This window comes from Streptomyces sp. NBC_00057 (assembly GCF_045041165.1).
Taxonomy (GTDB): domain Bacteria; phylum Actinomycetota; class Actinomycetes; order Streptomycetales; family Streptomycetaceae; genus Streptomyces.
This window is the reverse complement of record NZ_CP108256.1, coordinates 8,767,046-8,783,834: the sequence shown is the minus strand read 5'-3', so window position 1 is coordinate 8,783,834 and position 16,789 is coordinate 8,767,046. Positions and strand designations below refer to the sequence as shown.

At 68.7% G+C, this 16,789-nt stretch carries 22 protein-coding genes and 2 pseudogenes; 14 read left to right on the top strand and 10 right to left on the bottom strand.

Going from position 1 to position 16,789, the window contains the following annotated elements:
• Window positions 1–4 precede the first annotated feature (4 nt).
• The 5 genes from OG953_RS41400 (at window position 5) to OG953_RS41380 (ending at window position 3,694) form a co-directional block, all read left to right on the top strand.
• Window positions 5–697 (top strand): NAD(P)-dependent oxidoreductase, encoded by a 693-nt coding sequence (locus OG953_RS41400; protein WP_405691102.1) that lies wholly within the window; start codon window positions 5–7, stop codon window positions 695–697.
• Window positions 694–1,098 (top strand): pyridoxamine 5'-phosphate oxidase family protein, encoded by a 405-nt coding sequence (locus OG953_RS41395; RefSeq protein WP_405691101.1) that lies wholly within the window; start codon window positions 694–696, stop codon window positions 1,096–1,098. Before OG953_RS41400 ends, OG953_RS41395 begins: the two co-directional genes overlap by 4 nt.
• Window positions 1,095–2,003 carry a haloalkane dehalogenase gene (locus OG953_RS41390; RefSeq protein WP_405692390.1) on the top strand — a complete coding sequence of 303 codons (909 nt, stop codon included), beginning with the start codon at window positions 1,095–1,097 and terminating at the stop codon, window positions 2,001–2,003. The genes OG953_RS41395 and OG953_RS41390 overlap by 4 nt, the downstream gene beginning before the upstream one ends.
• Before the next feature lie 325 nt (window positions 2,004–2,328).
• Window positions 2,329–2,694 (top strand): hypothetical protein, encoded by a 366-nt coding sequence (locus OG953_RS41385; RefSeq protein WP_405691100.1) that lies wholly within the window; start codon window positions 2,329–2,331, stop codon window positions 2,692–2,694.
• Between the two features lie 646 nt (window positions 2,695–3,340).
• A complete protein-coding gene (locus tag OG953_RS41380) occupies window positions 3,341–3,694 on the top strand; it encodes a beta/gamma crystallin domain-containing protein (protein ID WP_405691098.1) in 354 nt (117 codons plus the stop codon).
• 112 nt (window positions 3,695–3,806) lie between these two features.
• On the opposite strand, the gene OG953_RS41375 is transcribed toward OG953_RS41380, so the two are convergent.
• The 6 genes from OG953_RS41375 to OG953_RS41350 form a co-directional block, all read right to left on the bottom strand.
• Window positions 3,807–4,349 (bottom strand): HEAT repeat domain-containing protein, encoded by a 543-nt coding sequence (locus OG953_RS41375; RefSeq protein WP_405691097.1) that lies wholly within the window; start codon window positions 4,347–4,349, stop codon window positions 3,807–3,809.
• 63 nt (window positions 4,350–4,412) lie between these two features.
• A complete protein-coding gene (locus tag OG953_RS41370) occupies window positions 4,413–4,700 on the bottom strand; it encodes a hypothetical protein (protein WP_405691096.1) in 288 nt (95 codons plus the stop codon).
• 697 nt (window positions 4,701–5,397) lie between these two features.
• Entirely contained in the window at window positions 5,398–5,898 is a 501-nt protein-coding gene (locus OG953_RS41365; protein WP_405691094.1) for a hypothetical protein, read from the bottom strand.
• 119 nt (window positions 5,899–6,017) lie between these two features.
• Window positions 6,018–6,794 carry an ABC transporter permease gene (locus OG953_RS41360; RefSeq protein ID WP_405691092.1) on the bottom strand — a complete coding sequence of 259 codons (777 nt, stop codon included), beginning with the start codon at window positions 6,792–6,794 and terminating at the stop codon, window positions 6,018–6,020.
• On the bottom strand, window positions 6,791–7,744 hold the full coding sequence (locus tag OG953_RS41355; RefSeq protein ID WP_405691090.1) for an ATP-binding cassette domain-containing protein: 954 nt from the start codon (window positions 7,742–7,744) through the stop codon (window positions 6,791–6,793). The genes OG953_RS41360 and OG953_RS41355 overlap by 4 nt, the downstream gene beginning before the upstream one ends.
• A gap of 29 nt (window positions 7,745–7,773) precedes the next feature.
• Entirely contained in the window at window positions 7,774–8,442 is a 669-nt protein-coding gene (locus OG953_RS41350) for a DUF4097 family beta strand repeat-containing protein (protein WP_405692388.1), read from the bottom strand.
• Window positions 8,443–8,705: 263 nt separating this feature from the next.
• Between OG953_RS41350 and OG953_RS41345 the strand changes: the two genes are divergently transcribed.
• Window positions 8,706–9,440, top strand: a complete 735-nt coding sequence (locus OG953_RS41345) for a helix-turn-helix domain-containing protein (protein ID WP_405691088.1) — start codon at window positions 8,706–8,708, stop codon at window positions 9,438–9,440.
• 63 nt (window positions 9,441–9,503) lie between these two features.
• A pseudogene (locus OG953_RS41340) lies at window positions 9,504–9,983 on the top strand (ABC transporter permease); the annotation flags it as partial.
• Here OG953_RS41340 and OG953_RS41335 read toward each other — a convergent pair.
• Window positions 9,964–10,413, bottom strand: coding sequence for a hypothetical protein (locus tag OG953_RS41335; protein ID WP_405691086.1), 450 nt, complete (start codon window positions 10,411–10,413; stop codon window positions 9,964–9,966). The pseudogene OG953_RS41340 and the gene OG953_RS41335 sit on opposite strands and share 20 nt — an antisense overlap.
• A 269-nt stretch (window positions 10,414–10,682) precedes the next feature.
• Between OG953_RS41335 and OG953_RS41330 the strand changes: the two genes are divergently transcribed.
• Complete coding sequence (locus OG953_RS41330; protein WP_405691084.1) at window positions 10,683–11,138, top strand: nuclear transport factor 2 family protein; 456 nt, start codon at window positions 10,683–10,685, stop codon at window positions 11,136–11,138.
• A gap of 28 nt (window positions 11,139–11,166) precedes the next feature.
• Here the strand turns inward: OG953_RS41330 and OG953_RS41325 are convergent.
• Window positions 11,167–11,602, bottom strand: a pseudogene (locus tag OG953_RS41325) (transposase); the annotation flags it as partial.
• Between the two features lie 313 nt (window positions 11,603–11,915).
• Between OG953_RS41325 and OG953_RS41320 the strand changes: the two are divergent.
• From OG953_RS41320 to OG953_RS41305, 4 genes are all read left to right on the top strand, one after another.
• Window positions 11,916–12,338 (top strand): hypothetical protein, encoded by a 423-nt coding sequence (locus OG953_RS41320; RefSeq protein WP_405691083.1) that lies wholly within the window; start codon window positions 11,916–11,918, stop codon window positions 12,336–12,338.
• Between the two features lie 4 nt (window positions 12,339–12,342).
• Window positions 12,343–12,495 carry a hypothetical protein gene (locus OG953_RS41315; protein WP_405691081.1) on the top strand — a complete coding sequence of 51 codons (153 nt, stop codon included), beginning with the start codon at window positions 12,343–12,345 and terminating at the stop codon, window positions 12,493–12,495.
• A gap of 74 nt (window positions 12,496–12,569) precedes the next feature.
• The gene (locus tag OG953_RS41310) at window positions 12,570–13,145 is read left to right on the top strand and encodes a hypothetical protein (RefSeq protein ID WP_405691080.1); all 576 of its coding nucleotides are present in this window, start codon (window positions 12,570–12,572) and stop codon (window positions 13,143–13,145) included.
• A gap of 35 nt (window positions 13,146–13,180) precedes the next feature.
• A complete protein-coding gene (locus tag OG953_RS41305; protein ID WP_405691078.1) occupies window positions 13,181–13,546 on the top strand; it encodes a hypothetical protein in 366 nt (121 codons plus the stop codon).
• 351 nt (window positions 13,547–13,897) lie between these two features.
• Here the strand turns inward: OG953_RS41305 and OG953_RS41300 are convergent, their stop codons facing one another.
• Together OG953_RS41300 and OG953_RS41295 are read right to left on the bottom strand one after the other, a co-directional pair.
• Window positions 13,898–14,035, bottom strand: a complete 138-nt coding sequence (locus OG953_RS41300; RefSeq protein ID WP_405691077.1) for a hypothetical protein — start codon at window positions 14,033–14,035, stop codon at window positions 13,898–13,900.
• 106 nt (window positions 14,036–14,141) lie between these two features.
• Complete coding sequence (locus OG953_RS41295; RefSeq protein WP_405691075.1) at window positions 14,142–14,975, bottom strand: ParB/RepB/Spo0J family partition protein; 834 nt, start codon at window positions 14,973–14,975, stop codon at window positions 14,142–14,144.
• Window positions 14,976–15,563: 588 nt separating this feature from the next.
• Here OG953_RS41295 and OG953_RS41290 point away from each other — a divergent pair.
• Together OG953_RS41290 and OG953_RS41285 are read left to right on the top strand one after the other, a co-directional pair.
• On the top strand, window positions 15,564–15,989 hold the full coding sequence (locus tag OG953_RS41290) for a hypothetical protein (protein ID WP_405691074.1): 426 nt from the start codon (window positions 15,564–15,566) through the stop codon (window positions 15,987–15,989).
• A gap of 42 nt (window positions 15,990–16,031) precedes the next feature.
• Entirely contained in the window at window positions 16,032–16,589 is a 558-nt protein-coding gene (locus OG953_RS41285) for a YcxB family protein (protein WP_405691072.1), read from the top strand.
• Window positions 16,590–16,789 lie beyond the last annotated feature (200 nt).

Below are 16,789 nucleotides of genomic sequence, written 5' to 3'. Positions count from 1 at the left end.
CACCATGCGTATCGCAGTCTTCGGCGCCAACGGACCGACCGGCCGCCACCTCACCGACCAGGCCCTCGCCGCCGGCCACGAGGTCGTCGCCGTAACCCGCCGCGCAGGCTCCCTCGCCGAGCGCCCCGGCCTCGCCGTGGCCGTCGCCGACGCCACCGACCCGGCGGCCGTCGATGCCGCGATCGGCGGGACCGACGCCGTCCTCTCCGCGCTGGGCGCGCGGTTCAGCAAGGAGGCCATCACGACGTACTCGGCGAGCGCCACTGCCATCACCGGGGCCATGGCCCGCCACGGCATCAAGCGGCTGCTCGCCGTCAGCTCCAGCATCGCCGACCCGGACTGGCGCCCCACCGGCGCCCACTTCTTCAACCATGTGCTCGACCCGCTGGTGAACCGACGCCTCGGCCGTACCCTCCACGAGGACATGCGCCGCATGGAGGCCGTGATCCGCCGGACGGACCTCGACTGGACCCTCGTCCGGCCCTCGGGTCTCTTCGAGCACCCCGTTGTCACGGACCACCACACCGCCGAGAACAGCGCCGACGGCGTCTTCACCGCCCGTGCCGACCTGGCCGCGAGCATGCTGCGCGAGCTGCAAGGGCGGCGGTACGTCCGTACAGCCATGGGCGTCATCACCACGGAGGTGAAACCGAACATCGCCAAGCTGATGTGGAACGAGGGCGTGAAGAAGAAGTGAGCCGGTCGGCCACCGAACTCCCGGCCAGCACACGGGCGTTCCTCACTCACCCCCGCACGGCCACCCTCACCACTCTCCGCCCCGACCGCACCCCGCACGTCACCCCCGTCCGCTTCACCTTCGACCCGGCCACCGGCCTGGCCCGGGTGACCACCCGGGCAGGAGCGCGCAAGGCCCGGAACGTGGCGGCGGGCGGCCCGGCGGCCCGTGTCGCGCTCTGCCAGGCGGACGGCCTCCGCTGGGTCACCCTCGAAGGCCGGGCCGCCGTCACCGACGAACCCGCACGCCTGGCCGAGGCCGTCCGCCGCTGCACCGCCCGCTACCGCGCGGCCCCGCCCGACCCGCCGGACCTGGTCGTCATCGAGATCGCCGTCGACCGCGTCCTGAGCCTCAACCTCTGAAATCCCCGTACGGAAAGCGAAGTGACACCGCGATGCCCACCCTCCCCGTCCTCGACTCCACCTTCCACTACCGCGAGTCCGGCGACCCCGGCGGGCTGCCGTTCGTCTTCCTGCACGGCAACCCCACCTCCTCCTACCTGTGGCGGAACGTCCTGCCGGAGGTGGCCTCGCCCGGCCGCCGCCTGCTGGCCCCCGACCTGATCGGCATGGGCGACTCCGGCAAGCCCGACCTCGCCTACTCCTTCGACGACCACGCCCGCTACCTCGACGCCTGGTTCGACGCCCTCGGCCTTGCCGAGGCCGTCCTCGTCGGCCACGACTGGGGCGGCGCGCTCGCCTTCGACCGCGCCGCCCGTCTCCCGGGCCGCGTCCGCGGCCTCGCCTTCACCGAGACGATCATCAAGCCGCTGGTCGGCGACGAGTTCCCGGCGGCGGGCCGGGAGTTGTGCACCCTGCTGCGCACCCCCGGGGTGGGTGAGGAGATGATCCTGGAGAAGTCGCTGTTCATCGAGGGGCTCCCGGACACGCTCGCCACCCCGCTCGACCCTGCCGACCTGGAGGTCTACCGCCGCCCTTTCCCGACCCCGCAGAGCCGCCGCCCGGTGCTGGCGTGGACACGCATGATGCCGCTGGACGGCGACCCCGCCGATGTCGTGGCCCGCATCGAGCACTACGACGCCTGGCTGGCCGTCAGCCCCGAAGTCCCCAAGCTGCTCGCCGCGTTCGAGCCGGGTTCGGGCGCGATGACCGGCCAAGGGGCCGTGGCCTGGTGCGAGGAGAACATCGCGGGCCTGGAGGTCTCCCACCACGGCCTCGCCGGCCACCACTCCCCGGAGGACCGCCCCGAGGAGCTGGCCGCGGCGATCAACGCCTGGGCGGACCGCCACGGGCTGGCGCGCCAGTAGGGGTCCTCGCTCCCGGCGGTGCCGAACGTCCCGGAGGCCGGCTGCGCTGCCGCGCCGACGGGCGTACGCGCCGCGATCGCCGCCACCATCGAACGCCTCGGCGAACGAGACTCCTCGGACGCCGCTTCCCGACCAGCTCCTGGAAGCCCTACGCACGGGACGGCAACGACGCCACGCTGAGCCCAAATGTGGGCGTGGGCAAGGACGAGCCGGTACGGGCGTAGTCGAACAGATCAGTGACTGTGCTGTTACAGTCCGCTTGCCCCGAGTGCGGGGACACGACGGAAAACAGAATGAGGGGCCCACAGTTGCGCGTCTGCGACGGATGATCGCGGCGATCGGGGTGGGGCTCGCGCTGGCCCTGGCGCCGATCACGGGGACCGCGGCGACGCAGGAGACGGGCACCATGGCCGTCACCGACATGGACTTCACACCGTCCGTAGTGGACGCGACGCCTGGCGGCAAGACCGTCACGCTCCGCTGGACGATGACGGATACCACCCCGGAGACCGACGGCATGAGCGCGCGGGTCCACCTGCGCCGCCAGGGCGCGACGGCCGGCACGTACCTGGGCGTGCCGCTGGTCGGGACCTATGACGTGGGCTCCTACGGCCAGGACATCACCCTGGTGCCCGGTTGTGGATCCCTGCCGTGTCCGGCGGTGCCTCACCGACCTTCAGCGGCCCGTTGACCCTCGGTCCGTTCATGGCCCGCAGTCGCGTCGACACGGACCTGATGCTCGCGGACCTGCTTGGTGTTCCGTGCGGTTACCACCTCGTTGAGGCTGAAGAACAGGCTGCGACGGACTTCGGCCCGCCCCTCCAGCCAGCGGTGAGCGTCCTCCAAGGCTGAGGCCATCTGCACCTGGTTCCCCTCGTCCAGCCCGGACCGCTCGGTGGGCCGCGCGAGCGCCCAGGTGCCGATGGCGAGCGACCCACCCCCGCGTCGGTTCCGTCACCGAGCTGGAGACCAGGCCGGCGGGACGGCTCGGCGGTACTGCCGGGAGCGCGGTGATCTGCTGCCGCAGGCCGTGACGATCGCCGGCGTGCTGGCCCGCTCCGACGGCGCGACACAGCCGCACGCCCCCGTGAGTGCCCACGATCGGGTGATGTCCCGGCCCGGCAGTTCGCGTTCGGAGTGTTACGGCTGGACGGGGGACGAAGATCGTTATGTTGGCCGTCCCGGTTCCTCCGGTTTTGTCCCTGATGGGTGCGCCGTGAGGGGCCGGCCTGGTGTGCAGCCGGTCGTTTGCCGGCTCGACGAAGCACCGTTCCGTCATGACGCAACGTCGCCGACAGGGTCGGGCCGTGCGTCGGCCTCAGCGTGAAGGAGAGTCTGTGATCTCGAAGAGCAAGAGGGTCGCGCGTTCCATTGCCGTGACGCTCGCCGCAGCTGCCACGCTCACCCTTGGCATGCCGGGCGGCAACGCCTTCGCCATCGACCATGTCCAATGTGTCGGCGGGGAGAACTTCTTGAAGATCTGGTCGCACCTCGATGGCCGTGACAGCGTCGACTGCTACGCGAATGGCGGAAAGACCGACTTCGGCGGGTGGTGGGTCGACCGGATCTCCACGGGCAACAACGACCTGATCTACTACGACGCCAACGGTGACTCGGTGAAGATCGAGCGCTGGCACGACATCACCTTCCCGAACCACCCGCCGAGGGTCGTCGCCATCCAGATCCTGTGACACGTTGACATCCGTCGTGGGGACCGGCTGTCCGGTCACGCGTCTTCGCCGGGCCGATCTGAAGAAGCTCGGCCCGGCGAAGAGGCGAGACGGAGGAGCCTCCGGTCCCGAATCACTGGTGCCCGCAGGAAGTCCATCCAGCACGGCCGAGAAGGTCTGCTGCAGCCATCCGCACGTTCGGGTTCTCGTCCTGCAGAAGCTCGCGAGCTGCCGCCCCGTAAGTGGTCTCGTCGTTGCTGACCTGGAGCAGGTGGACCAGGGCTCGACGTCGAACCCGGTGGTCCGGGTCCTTGAGCGCCGGTGCCAGCACCTGGGCAGCATCGCTGTAGAGCTCGGCCAGGGTCCGTGCCGCATCCATCCTCACTCCCCGGTCGGGGTCGTCGGCCAGCGCCTGGACCAGCGCGTCCCGGGCACGATCAGTAAGGGGCTGCCGCCCACCCAGGGTGTAGGCGGCAGCTTGTCGTTCGCAGGCGGAACCGGAGTTGGCCAGGATGTCGATGAGTTCCTCGTAGCCGCCGCGCCGTTGGTTGCGGAAGTCGGGGGCGAGCGCACCCTCCGGCAGTGTGTCGAGCCACTCCTCGTACCAGGTACGGGCGTTCAGCAGGGCGACGTGGGCCAGGTCGACGCCGCTCAACGTGTCGGTCGTGTGGGTCATGCGAGGGTTCCCAGAAACGCCGCCATATCGGCGGTCGCGTCGGCATCCGTGCAGTTGTCCAGGTCAGGGGCGGCTTGGTCGGTTCTGGTGTGTGTGAGGTCGTCGAGGCCGTGTGAGGTCGTCGAGGCCGTGTGCGGCCTGGTGGGCGGAGTAGGCGGCCATGCCCGCCCGGAGTCCGGCGAGGACGTCATGGACCAGTTCGGGCCGCGACGCGGTGAATTGGCCCGAAGCCTCGGTCTCGTCCCAGCCCCAGGCGGCATCGGCCTGCCCGGATTGGTGCAGGACAGCGGCCTGTTTGGCCAGGCGGGCGCGGATGTACTCGGCCGGGCGGGCCGGACGCCAGGTCAGCATCCAGGAGCGGAGCTCCGCCGCGATTCCGGGCCTCGTAGCCGGACCCGGCCAGGCGGTGGCCCATCGCGTCGTCAAACACCGGCGGGATCACCGCCCCGTAGATCGTCGCCGTCGCCGTGTAGGCCCGGCCCGGCAGCCGCAGGTTCCGCTTTGAACCGTGACACCACCAGGCCGGCGCCCCGAGCTCCCGCAGGATCTTCACGTGACGCTTCACCGTCGCCCGGGACAGACCCGTGCGTGCCACGGTGCCATCCAGGTCGTACATCACGAGCCCACGCCGGTAGTCCATCCGGTCTGCCAGATCCCGGGCCACCACCAGCGTCGTCGCCGCGGCCTTCGGATGCAACCCCGCAGCAACCAGCCAGACCATCGACCGCAGCCACGCCCGCGGCTCCGCACGCCGCGACCGCGTGTGCAGGATGTCCTGGCCTTCGCCGTGCACCAGTGAGGAACCCAGCTCCGCAGCGACAACGCTGTGTCGTAGCCCGCCAGCGCATCCGGCTCCTCACCCAAGACCGCGTGCCCATGGGCTTGATGCATGGTGGCGATGACCTCCAGCCGGGAACCAACCCTTGCCATCCGGAGAGCTGCAGCCGCAAGCCCGAGCGCATCGTGACCGTGACCAGTGTCCGCGGCCAGCTGTGCCTTCCTGCTCAGGATGTACGTGGTCAGGTCTGAGTCGCCCGCGATGTGCGAGTCATCCAGCGCCCGGGCCGTGTGGCCGTACGACACGCTCATCACCTATGTCCTGTGCCAGCCGACCCACCAGCTCTTCGTATCGCGTTTTGAGCTCCAGCAGCCGGACAGTGTCATGGCCCCGGGCGACCTTCCTGTGCGCATCCAGCAGGTGCAGGTTCTGCTGCACGGCGGACAGCACATGACGGGCGCCCATGAGGTTATCGCTCTGGATCAGCACTCGCCGAAGCTGGGCGAACCGCTCGACAGGTGAAGACCCGCCTGCCTCCGGCAGGATCGGCATCGCCATCGCCGGAGCAGTCGGCAGCGCAGCCGTGGCAAGACCTGCCAAACCGGACGCCAGCACAGTACGGCGGGGAACAGGCACGAAAACGATCCCTTCAGCAGTACGGCAAGGGGCGATCACGGTGTCCGTGTCGTCAAGGTCCGAGACTGCCCAACCGAACGGTGCTTCCGCCATCCCGGCTCGGCTGCCGGCCACATGGGCATCGTTGCTGGCCACATGGCCACGATCCACGTCGTTCGTGGACGCGAAAGGGGCGGCGCACGACCGACGCGGTGTCGGTGTACGCCGCCCTGGAGTGGTTCGGGTGGCGGGGGTGGCCCGCGCTGTCATGGCGGTTACTTGGGGTCGCGGTTGAACTGTGCCTTGGACCAGCGGTAGCCGAGGATGGTCAGGCCCAGGCACCAGGCGAGGGCGATCCACCAGTTGTTGCCGATCTCGGTCCCGAGGAGAAGTCCGCGCAGGGTCTCGATGGCGGGGGTGAAGGGCTGGTACTCGGCGATCGGCTGGAACCAGCCCGGCATGCTGTTCAGGGGGACGAAGGCACTGGAGATGAGGGGCAGGAGGATCAGCGGCATGGCGTTGTTGCTGGCCGCCTCCGCGTTGGGGCTGCCCAAGCCCATGCCGACCGCGATCCAGGTGAAGGCCAGGGCGAAGAAGGCGAGCAGGCCAAAGGCTGCCAGCCATTCCAGGACGGTGGCATCGGTGGAGCGGAAGCCCATGGCCACACCGATGGCGCCGACGAGGATCACGCTGATGATGGTCTGCAGGACGCTGCCGACGACGTGGCCGAAGAGGATGGAGCTGCGGTGGATGGCCATGGTGCGGAAGCGGGCGATGATGCCTTCGTTCATGTCGGTGGAGACCGACACGGCGGTGCCGATGGTGGTGGAGCCGATGGTCATCAGCAGGATGCCCGGGACGATGTAGGCGATGTAGGCGGAGCGGCCCGTGCCCCCGCTCATGGTGTCGCCGAAGATGTAGACGAACAGCAGTAGCAGCATGACCGGGGTCAGCAGCAGGTTCAGGGTGAGCGTGGGATAGCGGCGGGCGTGCAGGAGGTTGCGGCGCAGCATCGTGGACGAGTCGCGCACGGCGAGGGAGAGGGAGCTCATCGGACAGTCTCCTTGGGCTGGGTGGGCACGGTGGTGGCGGTGAGGGCGAAGAAGACGTCGTCGAGGTCCGGGGTGTGCACGGTCAGCTCGTCGGCCTCGATGCCGGCCGAGTCCAGCCGGTCGAGGATGGAGCGCAGTTCGCGCTGGCTGCCGTCGCTGGGGATCTGCAACGACAGCGCCTCGTCGTTGCGGGTCGCCTCGTTGAGGGTGCCGGCTGCGTTTTGGTAGGCGGCGGGGTCGGTGAAGCGCAGGCGGACGTGTCCGCCGGGGATGAGCCGCTTCAGTTCCTCGGCCGTGCCCTCCGCGGCGATCTTCCCGTCGTTCAACACAGCGATCCGGTCCGCGAGTTCATCGGCTTCTTCCAGGTACTGGGTGGTGAGGAAGACGGTGACGCCATCGGTGACCAGTTCGCGGATGATGCCCCACATGTTGTGCCGCGAGCGCGGGTCGAGGCCGGTGGTCGGCTCGTCCAGGAAGATGATCCGGGGGTTGCCGACGAGGGTCATCGCGATGTCGAGGCGGCGCTTCATGCCGCCGGAGTAGGTGGAGGCCGGCTTCTTCGCCGCCTCGACCAGGTCGAAGCGCTCCAGCAACTCGGCGGCCACTCGGCGGCCCTCGCGGCGGGAGAGGTGGTGCAGGTCGGCCATGAGGAGCATGTTCTCCTCGCCGGTGATCAGGCCGTCGACGGCGGAGAACTGCCCCGTGACACCGATCGCGGCACGTACGGCCTGCGGTTCGGCGGCCAAGCCGTGACCGCCGACGTGCAGGTCGCCGGCGTCGGCGGAGACGAGGGTGGACAGGATCTTCACGGCGGTGGTCTTGCCGGCGCCGTTCGGGCCGAGCAGAGAGAAGACCGTGCCTTCCGGGACGGTCAGGTCGATCCCGTCGAGGACGGTCTTGTCACCGTAGGACTTGCGCAACCCGTGCGCCGCGATGGCCAAGTTGGTCATGAGGAAAGCTCCTTCAAAGACTGCAGGATTCAGAGGCTTCGGGCGGCGATGTCACCCTGGGAGGTGGTCGCCTTGATGGTCAGACCGGGCGTGCCGTCGCTGTTCTTCAGCGCGTTGTCGATCCGGCCGTAGCCGGTGCCGGCGTCCAGGGAGGCGGAGACGCCGCGAGCCGCGCCGACGGTGATGTCGCCCTGCTGGGTGTTCAGCGTGAGCTGCCCGCGCACGGCCTCGGTGATGTTCACGTTGCCCCGCTGTGTGCTGATCTCGCCGGGACCGTTCAGGCGGCCGACCGTGATGTGGGCGTCGAGTCCGGTGAGGCGGGCGCTGGTGGCCTCATCCAGCTTGACCGAGCCGTAACCGCCATCGAAGGCGACATCGCCGAACCGTCCCACGCCGCGGAACTCGGCGGCGGCCGCCTTCGCCTCGACACGGGAGCCGGCGGGCAGCTGGACGGTGACCTCGACGGATCCGGAGTTGCCGAGGATCCGGTTCTTCGCTTGCGGGGCCTGGATCCGCAGGACGCCGTCGGCGTAGGTGACTTCGGTCTGCTCGGCGGCCTTGACGTCGCGGCTCTTGGCGGCGTTGGCGGGCAGGACCTCGACCGTGGTGTCGGCCCGGTCGGCGGCGATGAACTGGATGCGTCCTGCGGGGATGTCGAGGACGGCCTGGACGGCGGCGGGGGTGTCGAACTTCTGCATCATGCTCTCCTTCTCCGGTAGCGCGCGCCCCTTCGGCCCGCTCTTTCCGATAGGGGAAAAGCTACGTTGCATTCATAGATCCGACAACATATTCGTTGCGTCAAAATCCCATCAGTGCAGGTGGATGCAGCAAAATTGATGCAATGACCTCGCGCATAATGCAACGCCTCCACGTGCGGAGTGTTGCAATGAATTGAGAGTGAACGCTATAGTCGGCACACCAGCCACCACAGGGCCACGCCCAGGCCACGAAGGAGACCGCGATGCCGGGAGGCAGGCTCACCCAGCAAGAACGCCAGCAGATCGCACTGGGACTGGCCGACGGCCTCGCCTACGCTGAGATCGCCCGACGTCTGGACCGCCCCACCTCGACGATCACGCGCGAGGTGATGCGCAACGGCGGCCCCACCGCCTACCGCGCCGAAGTGGCCCACCGCGCCACCGAACACCGCGCCCACCGCCGCAGGAAGGCCGCACCCCGCGAGGCGCAGACACCCCCGCAGCCCTACGGACGCGACGCCGAAGCCGTGCGCGAGTACGAGGAAGTGTTCACCACCGTCATCATGGCTTCCGGCGCACCCCTGATGATGTCCCGGGTGATGGCCTGCCTCACCCTCACCGACACCGGCAGCCTCACCGCAGCCGAACTCGCCCAGCGCCTCCAGGTCAGCCCGGCGTCCATCTCCAAAGCAATCACGTTCCTCGAGAGCCAGGGAATGGTCCGCAGAGAACGCGACGAACGCCGCCGCGAGCGCTACATCGTCGACGACGACGTCTGGTACCAGGCGATGATGGCCAGCGCCCGCTCCACCGCCCAACTCGTCGAAACCTCACGGCAGGGCATCAGCGTCCTCGGCCCCGACACCCCAGCCGGCGCCCGCCTCGAGAACATCGCCCGCTTCCTCGACTTCGTCTCCGAAAGCATCGCCCGCGCCGCAGAACAGGCCCGCGACATCCTCCACACGAAACCCGAAACAACCCCCGACACCACCACCTGAACCACGCTCGATCGCCGGCGGACAGCCACGTACACACCTCGCCGCACCACCCCGCCACCGGCCTACATCTTCGGAGATGTGATGAGCGCGGGCATCGGCGGCGGTGGCGCGGACCGCTCCGACTACATTGCCTACCTCGCCCCGGGCTTGCTGCTGATGACCACCGGCAGCACCGTGATCGGGGCCGCGGTGTCCTTCTCCATGGACATGACCGAGCGATTCATTGCCCGCTTCCGCACGACGGCGGTCTACCGAGGCTCTCTACTCATCGGACACGTCGTCGGCACCGTGCTGCAGGCACTCGCGAGCCTGGTCCTCGTCGGTGCCGTCGCCGCGGCTATCGGCTTCAGGTCCACCGACGCCACTGGCCTGGAGTGGCTGGCGGCGTTCGGGCTGCTCGCGCTGTTCGCCCTGGCGCTCACCTGGATCGCGGTCGGGATGGGCATGGCCAGCCCGAACCCCGAGGCGGCAAGCAACATGGCCATGCCGCTAATCCCCCTCCTCCCCCTCATCTCCAGCGCCTTCATCCCGGCCGACACGATGTGCTCTGGCCCCGCCGGCCCTCAGCAAGCAGGCTCATTCGCTCCTCGACCGTCGCCTCTGCCAACGCCGTCTGCCCCTCAATCCCGTCCTGGTCACGCCAGTGCATCAGCCGGCGCCGCCCTCCCGTCTGGTGGGTCACCAGCCGCCAAGCCGGCAGACGCTGATACCGGCCATGCATCTGCGCCCGCCGCACCACGCGCGCCCTGGACGACTCCACGTAGCCCTCGACCTCACCCACCACCGGCGCCGAGACATAGAACGTCCGAGCTCTCCTCGACTTCGTCACCTGCCGCGCGAGCCGAACCACGTAGTAACGGCCGCCCTCCAATGCCAGGGCCGGGACCTCGAACATGAGCAGCGAGGCCCCCTCGGTCAACCGCACACCGGATGAGAACAGCAGATCAGCGAAGGCTGCATTCCGGTCCTCCAACCGCCCCTTCCACCCCAACGAAGGACGTCCGTCAACACCATGACCCCGCAGCCCGACATCCACCCACCGGTGAAAGGCCCGAGGCGTCAGCCAGTGCACCTCACTGGCCCTCGCGTTCTTCGCCCGCCTGAGGAATTGTCAAGACCTGTGGATCGGTGTGTCATGCGACTTGTTGATCGCGTCCTCCATCAGCGACAAACTCGTCCCATCCGAGGAGTGGAAGGCGGTGCTAGCCTCGACCGGCGCGTGCCTACCGATGTGTCTGGAGTTTGACCGCCGACGACCGGCTGGCAATCCACGAGGTGATCGCACTCCATGGTCATCTGAGTGACGCCGGCACCTATGAACGATTCGACGAGGTGTTCACGCCCGATCTCGTGGTTGACGCCAGCGATCTTGGTCTCGCTCCCCTGCCGGCACATGCCCCATCCCGGCCGCGCATCGATATGTACATCGCGGCTGCGCATCGTCACGGGCCTGACGGCCCGCTTGCCCACCATGTCACCAACGTCATCGTCCGCGAGGACGGCGACGGCGCCCGGGCATGGTCGAAGGGCATCGCCTTGAACCAGGACGGTTCGGTTGCCGGCTTCACCTACGAGGATCAGCTCGTGCGAACGAGTCAGGGCTGGCGCATCAAGCACCGAAAGGTCTCAGCTCGTCGTGAGGCTGCGCGTGGGGTCGAACCACTCGTTCTGCCCGAGGAGGGGGGACTGAAGCAATAGCCAAGATCTGTGGATCAGTTGACCTGCGTCAGGCTGCGTGGGCTTCGGGGCGTTCTACGAGGTGTCCGCGTTCGAAGCGGGCTCCGGCGCGGACGAGGGCGACAAGGTGGTGTGCGTTCACGGCCCGCCAGCGGGCCTGGTCGGACTCGACAAGCTTCTCTTCTTGACGGCCTTGGGGAACTTCGCGCTGTAGGTCTTCTCGAACGCGGCGACGGCCTTGAGCGCGTGGTCGCGGTCCTCGGCGTTGTAGATCTCTTGTAGGGCCTTCTTCGCGCCGGGCTGGGCGGACTTAGGCAGGGCTTCGCCACATTGACGATCTTGTGAACCCAGCACCTCTGATGCCGGGCTTCGGGAAACACCGCCGAGAGCGCCTTCCTGAAACCGAGCGCGCCGTCGCCGACCGCGAGGACGGGAGCGCGCATGCCGCGTCGAGCGCAGTCACGCAGCAGGTCAGCCCACGCATCGCCGACGGCGCCGTCGCCGCGGCCCCCCTTCGAATCGTCGCCGTACACGGCGTGGGCAATAGCTTCGGCCCCGAGGTGTCCGGCACGCGCCTGGAAGAGTTGCGCACACTCGAGGCCCGCGCCTGGGCACGGCAACTGACCAGCAGTCTCGGCATCGCCCCGAACCGGTTCGATCTGGACTTCGCGTACTACGCGGACAAGCTGGTTACCGGTCCGGTAGCCCAAGTGGTCGGGGACCCCGACCTCCTGGACGACCCACTGGCACAGGAGATGCTCACGGCCTGGGCGCGGGAGCTGGGGGGCTCCCGAGGAGGTGTCGCAGGGCCACGCCACGGTGCCCCTGCGGGGACTGTCGTCCTGGGTGGCCCGGAGGTTCGACCTCGCCGAAGGACCGCTGCGCGTCTTCATCCGACTGCTGTTCCGCGAAGTAGCCGCCTACCTGCGGGCCGAGGACGCCCCGGACCGCGTAGCGGCGCGCGACGAAGTGGCCATGCGGATCGCCCGGCACGCTCCGCGCATCGTCATCGCGCACTCGCTGGGCTCCGTCGTCGGCTACGAAGCCCTGCACGCACACCCGGAACTCCAACCCGAACTGTTCCTCACCCTGGGCTCTCCCCCGGCACTGCCCCGCGCCGTCTTCGAGCGCCTTCCCCGACCCGCAGGGCACCGGCCCGGCACGGCGGGGAACCCGCCCACCCGGAATAACGCGATGGGTCAACATCGCCGACCCCGGTGACCCCGTGGCCATCCCGCCCAAACCAGGCCGATTTTTCGACGGGATCTCCCTGGACCACACCACTGTCATCAACCCCCTGTTCGGCTTCCACCACGCCGAGAACTACCTGCGCTCCGCGACCACCGCCGCCACCATCGCCCCCTACCTCGACCCATGATCCCCGGCACCTTCCCGGCGACCGGTCCGACCGATAGAGAGAATCCCCTGCCCCCGTTATGTTCCGACGTCGGCATGACGCCGGCGAACTACGGCGTCCACGTCGAAGCCCGCCGCTGCAACGGCACCGGCCACACCCTGCTGCGCCTCGGTCCCTACACCCAGGTCCGGCACGCCGACAGCGACGCCACCCGCCTCAACGCCCAGATGGAAGAGAAGGCGGACACGGTTGTGCCGGGGTTCACGGTGCGGGCGGTGAGCGCACCGTTCGAACCACCGGGCCTACCGCGACCCGTACATGGAAGACGTCGGCGTCCTCATGGCACAGGAACTACGGACCCGGACGACCACGTGCGAGAGGAAGGAGAGCAACCGATGAGGACCCTCACCGGACTGCACCGGACGCGATACCGGATGCTGTCGGTCGCCTACGGCAACACCGACCACCGATACCAGCTCTATGCCTCTTGGGCCGACCAGACGCTCGCCGCCCTGGCCCGGCACAGCGCCGACGAAGCCGAGCGGCTCGCCGCCCGCTGCTTCCAGCCGGACTACGTCGGCACGACCGAGGACCGGGCTCTCCAAGAAGCCGCAGCAGCCGGCATCACCACCGAAGGATCCGCTCCTACGCCCAGAAGGCATGCACCCTAGCCTCGGACGATGAGCCGGCCACCGAGGCGCAGCGGTTGTGGGCATCGCTCTACGACCACTACCCGGCCGTCGCCGCCGCCCTCGCGGAGCACCTGGCCGCGCTGCCGCCCACGTGGAGGCGAGACTTGTTCCAAACCGACGACATCACCGACGTCCCAGCCGCGGCCTCCCGCTCCGACGACGTCCCGGGCCCGGAGACCGCGCCCTACGGAACCCACGGGGAGGACTGCGACGCCTGCCTCGAAGCGCAGGACAACTGCCGCTACCACACCGGGTTCCACGCAGGCGAGCAATACATCCGCGAGCTGCTGACCACCCTCGCCGGCGACCCCATCGCCCTGGACCACCTACAAGAGCGCCACACCGAACTGGAGCAGGCCGGGCTCGCCACCACCCCCTGACCAACGCCCCGCCCGAAGTGGCGCGCCCGTGTGTGCCGCAGGTGACCCGCACCCGATTCGCTGGGCCTGCCCATCCCCGTCTCCTGGGGATGGGCAGGCCCATTTTGCGTTTCAGGCATCGAGAGCCAGGCCTTCTTTGAGTTCACCGGCCGGTCACCGCCGAACGCACCAACGTCGATCTGGTGCCGCCCGGCACCCTGATATGTGGGGCAGCCGTTACGAGTCCCGCGTGAATCACACCCCGATCGGCAGCAGCACGATCAGCAACTGTTGCCCGGCCTCACCCCACCGCACACGAAGCGGCCCTGTCCGAGGACATCCCCGGCCAGGGCCCTCTGCCTTGCGCGAAGGTCAGACCGCCGTTCCCTGGACGGAGCCGTCGCTGATGTCTCCTGCTTGGCCGTCCCGGACCTTGCCGCGTTGGTCGACCTCGGAGCTGTTGTACGTGATCAATAGAGTCGTCAGTTTCTTCCGAGCGTCCGGAGTCATCTGCGCGATGACCAACTCCGCCAGGTCGGCGGGATCCAGCGTCGGCAGGAGCGGCCCAGGTTGGTCACTATCCGAGAGCGTCGACCGCGGATCGGGGATCGGAGCCTTACTGAGCTTTACCGCGGTAAAGCCCTTCTTTGGATTCGAGGGGGGGTTGCGCAGCATCGAGCCCAGCAGACCGCTTCTTTCGTGGCGCCTTCGGCTGGGCTTTGTCCTCCTCTCGCTTGGCGGATCTCGCTTGCCACGCTGCCACCTGCTGATCAGCGGGCAGCTTCACCAGTGCTCGCGTCTCACGCACAGGCAGCTCACCGGAGCTGACAAGCTCCTGCAGGGGCGGCGTCAGATCGAGCAGATACATCTGCTGCGTTACCCACCCGCCTGACTTGCTGTAGTGCTCTGGGACCTTGGCCTTGCCGCCGAGCTCTTCGACCAAGGTCCTGATGCCGAGGGCACGCTCGACCGGATCGAGATCCTCCCGGTCGTTGTTTTCCGCGAGAACGGCATCCAGGAAGTCAGCCCGTGACTTGGCCACCTCGTCATCGACGACAACCTCAAGCGTCGGCAGACCAGCTGCCTTGGACGCGCGGTAGCGCCGCTCGCCGTTGGCGATGACATAGACGGCGCTGCCGACGCTGTCAGCCTCTCCCGGCCACAGGGCAAGGTACGCCTGCCTGGTGACAGCCACCGCTGGCTGCAGCTGTTTCTTTTTCAGCTTCAGCCCGAACTCGCGCAAGTCCTCTTCGGTGCCGAAGTTGCGGCGGGGGTTGAAGCGAGTTGGGACCAACTGGCTGAGTGGCAGTGTCCGCAGGCGGCTGTCGGGGGCGCCTGCGGTGGGAGCTCCGGTTGTCGCGGCGACGGCCTGACGACGCGCGCTGACACCGCCGCGGGCCCTGCTGAAGGACGTGCCTGTTCCCAACTGATCGGCTACACGGTTGCTCATGCCACCGCCCTGGCGAGAGCGCGCATGGTGACGGACTGCTCCCCACGCGGGGCGAACGAGAGCAACGGCGCAGTCGACGGGCTGCGGCACCCGGTACGAAGAGCTGACGGCCGACGGCCAGGTCCACGTCGACTACGCGCCCCCGCTCCGGGAGCCGTACTTCGTGAGCGACGACGACCCCGACTACAACCCGATCTGCTCGTGCTCGCGCGTCCCGAAGCAGTTCTGTATGGAGTGCGCCGGCTGCGCCGCCTGCGGGCAGTGCTCCGGACCGCACGTCTGGCCACCGATCCGGAACTGATCACCGACGGCAACCCCTCAGTCCCCCAGCACTCCTGTGAGGCAGCCGGGGGACTGGGGCCGGAAATGAGCCTGTTGCCCTGTATGCCTGGGAGGTAGGACCGGCGAATCCCCAGGTGGACGCGTTCCTGGGAGGCGACCTGTGAGCCTGGGAGGTAAGAGGCGCTGTCCTCTGACAACGAAGTTGGATCGTTTGTCACTGATTCGGTTCCCGCAGGGGTTGTTCCGGGCCCGAACCGGACCGCATCCGATTGATGGTGCGAATCGCGTTGTGACCCCGATCAATCAGTGTCCGGTGGCGCCCGATCGATCTTCACGTTCTTCGCGGTGGCGGTGTGGCTGCTCGCGGACGACTTCCTCGCCGCGGGCTTCGCCTTCGGGGGCAGCCTGTTCGGCCTCGCCGCCCGGACGGGCGTCCTGGCCGCGCGGCACGCCAGGATGAGTGCCCCGCTCCGGCCCTGGACCGTGACCGTCGCCGACTCCGACGAGGCAGTGCGCTTCACGGGCGCGCACACGGAGACCCGCCGGGGCTGGCAGACCTTCGGCGGGTACGTGGAGACCGCTGCCGGATTCGTCCTGCTTTCCCCGGCCCCGTACTCGGTCGTTGTCCAGTACTTGCCGAAGCGCGCCCTGGGCCGGGCCGACACCGACCGGCTGCGCGGCATACTCGACCGCCGCCTGCCCCGCCACGGCGGCCGTCCGCCCCGGCATTGAGGGGCCGGTAGGATCCGCGGGTCGTCTTACCGGGGAGGGACCATGGCCGAGGGCCGCGAAGTCACCAAAAACAGCGCGGAAGTCGCCGCCGATGTCGTGGACGAGGCGGCGGTGCAGCTGGTGTACCGCCCGCAGCCCGCCGACACACTGGTCGGTCTGCGGGTCCGGAAGCGGATCAAGCGGTGGGGGCTGCTGCTGCGGAGCGTGTTCCTCGCACTGTGGGTGGGGCAGTGGCTGGTGGGCACCATAAACCGGGGCAGTGCCGACGTGATCTCTACCGCTCTGTTCCTGTTCGTCGTCCTGGTGGTGGGCGGCTATCCGCGGCTGCAGGCCGCCCAAGTGCAGCGGATCGTCGGATGGCAGGGCGAGTACCGCACCACCGTGTCCCCGGCCGGAATCACCACCAGCAGCGACCACAGCACGCTCATCCAGAAGTGGTCGGTCCTCCAGGGCTACCGGGAGACGCGCGGCCACTTCGTCTTGCTCAGCCGGGACCCCAACATCATGTGCCTCGAGGTCCTGCCCAAGCACGGGCTGAGCACGGCCGACGACGTCGACCAGCTGCGGGCCCTCCTGGACCGGCACACCACCCGCGTCTGACGTACGCGCGTACATGGAAGAGGCCCGCACCGGCATCCGGGCCCGGCGGGCGCGCCGCTCGGCGACTGACTCCTGTACCGGGCCGCTGACGTGCTGCTCGCTGTGGTGTGGTGGGCGCACTGCGGCGGCTGTCCGGACTGCTCACCCGGGCCACCGTCCCGGCGATGGTGGCGGGCGCAGTCTGCGCGACCGTCCTCGGG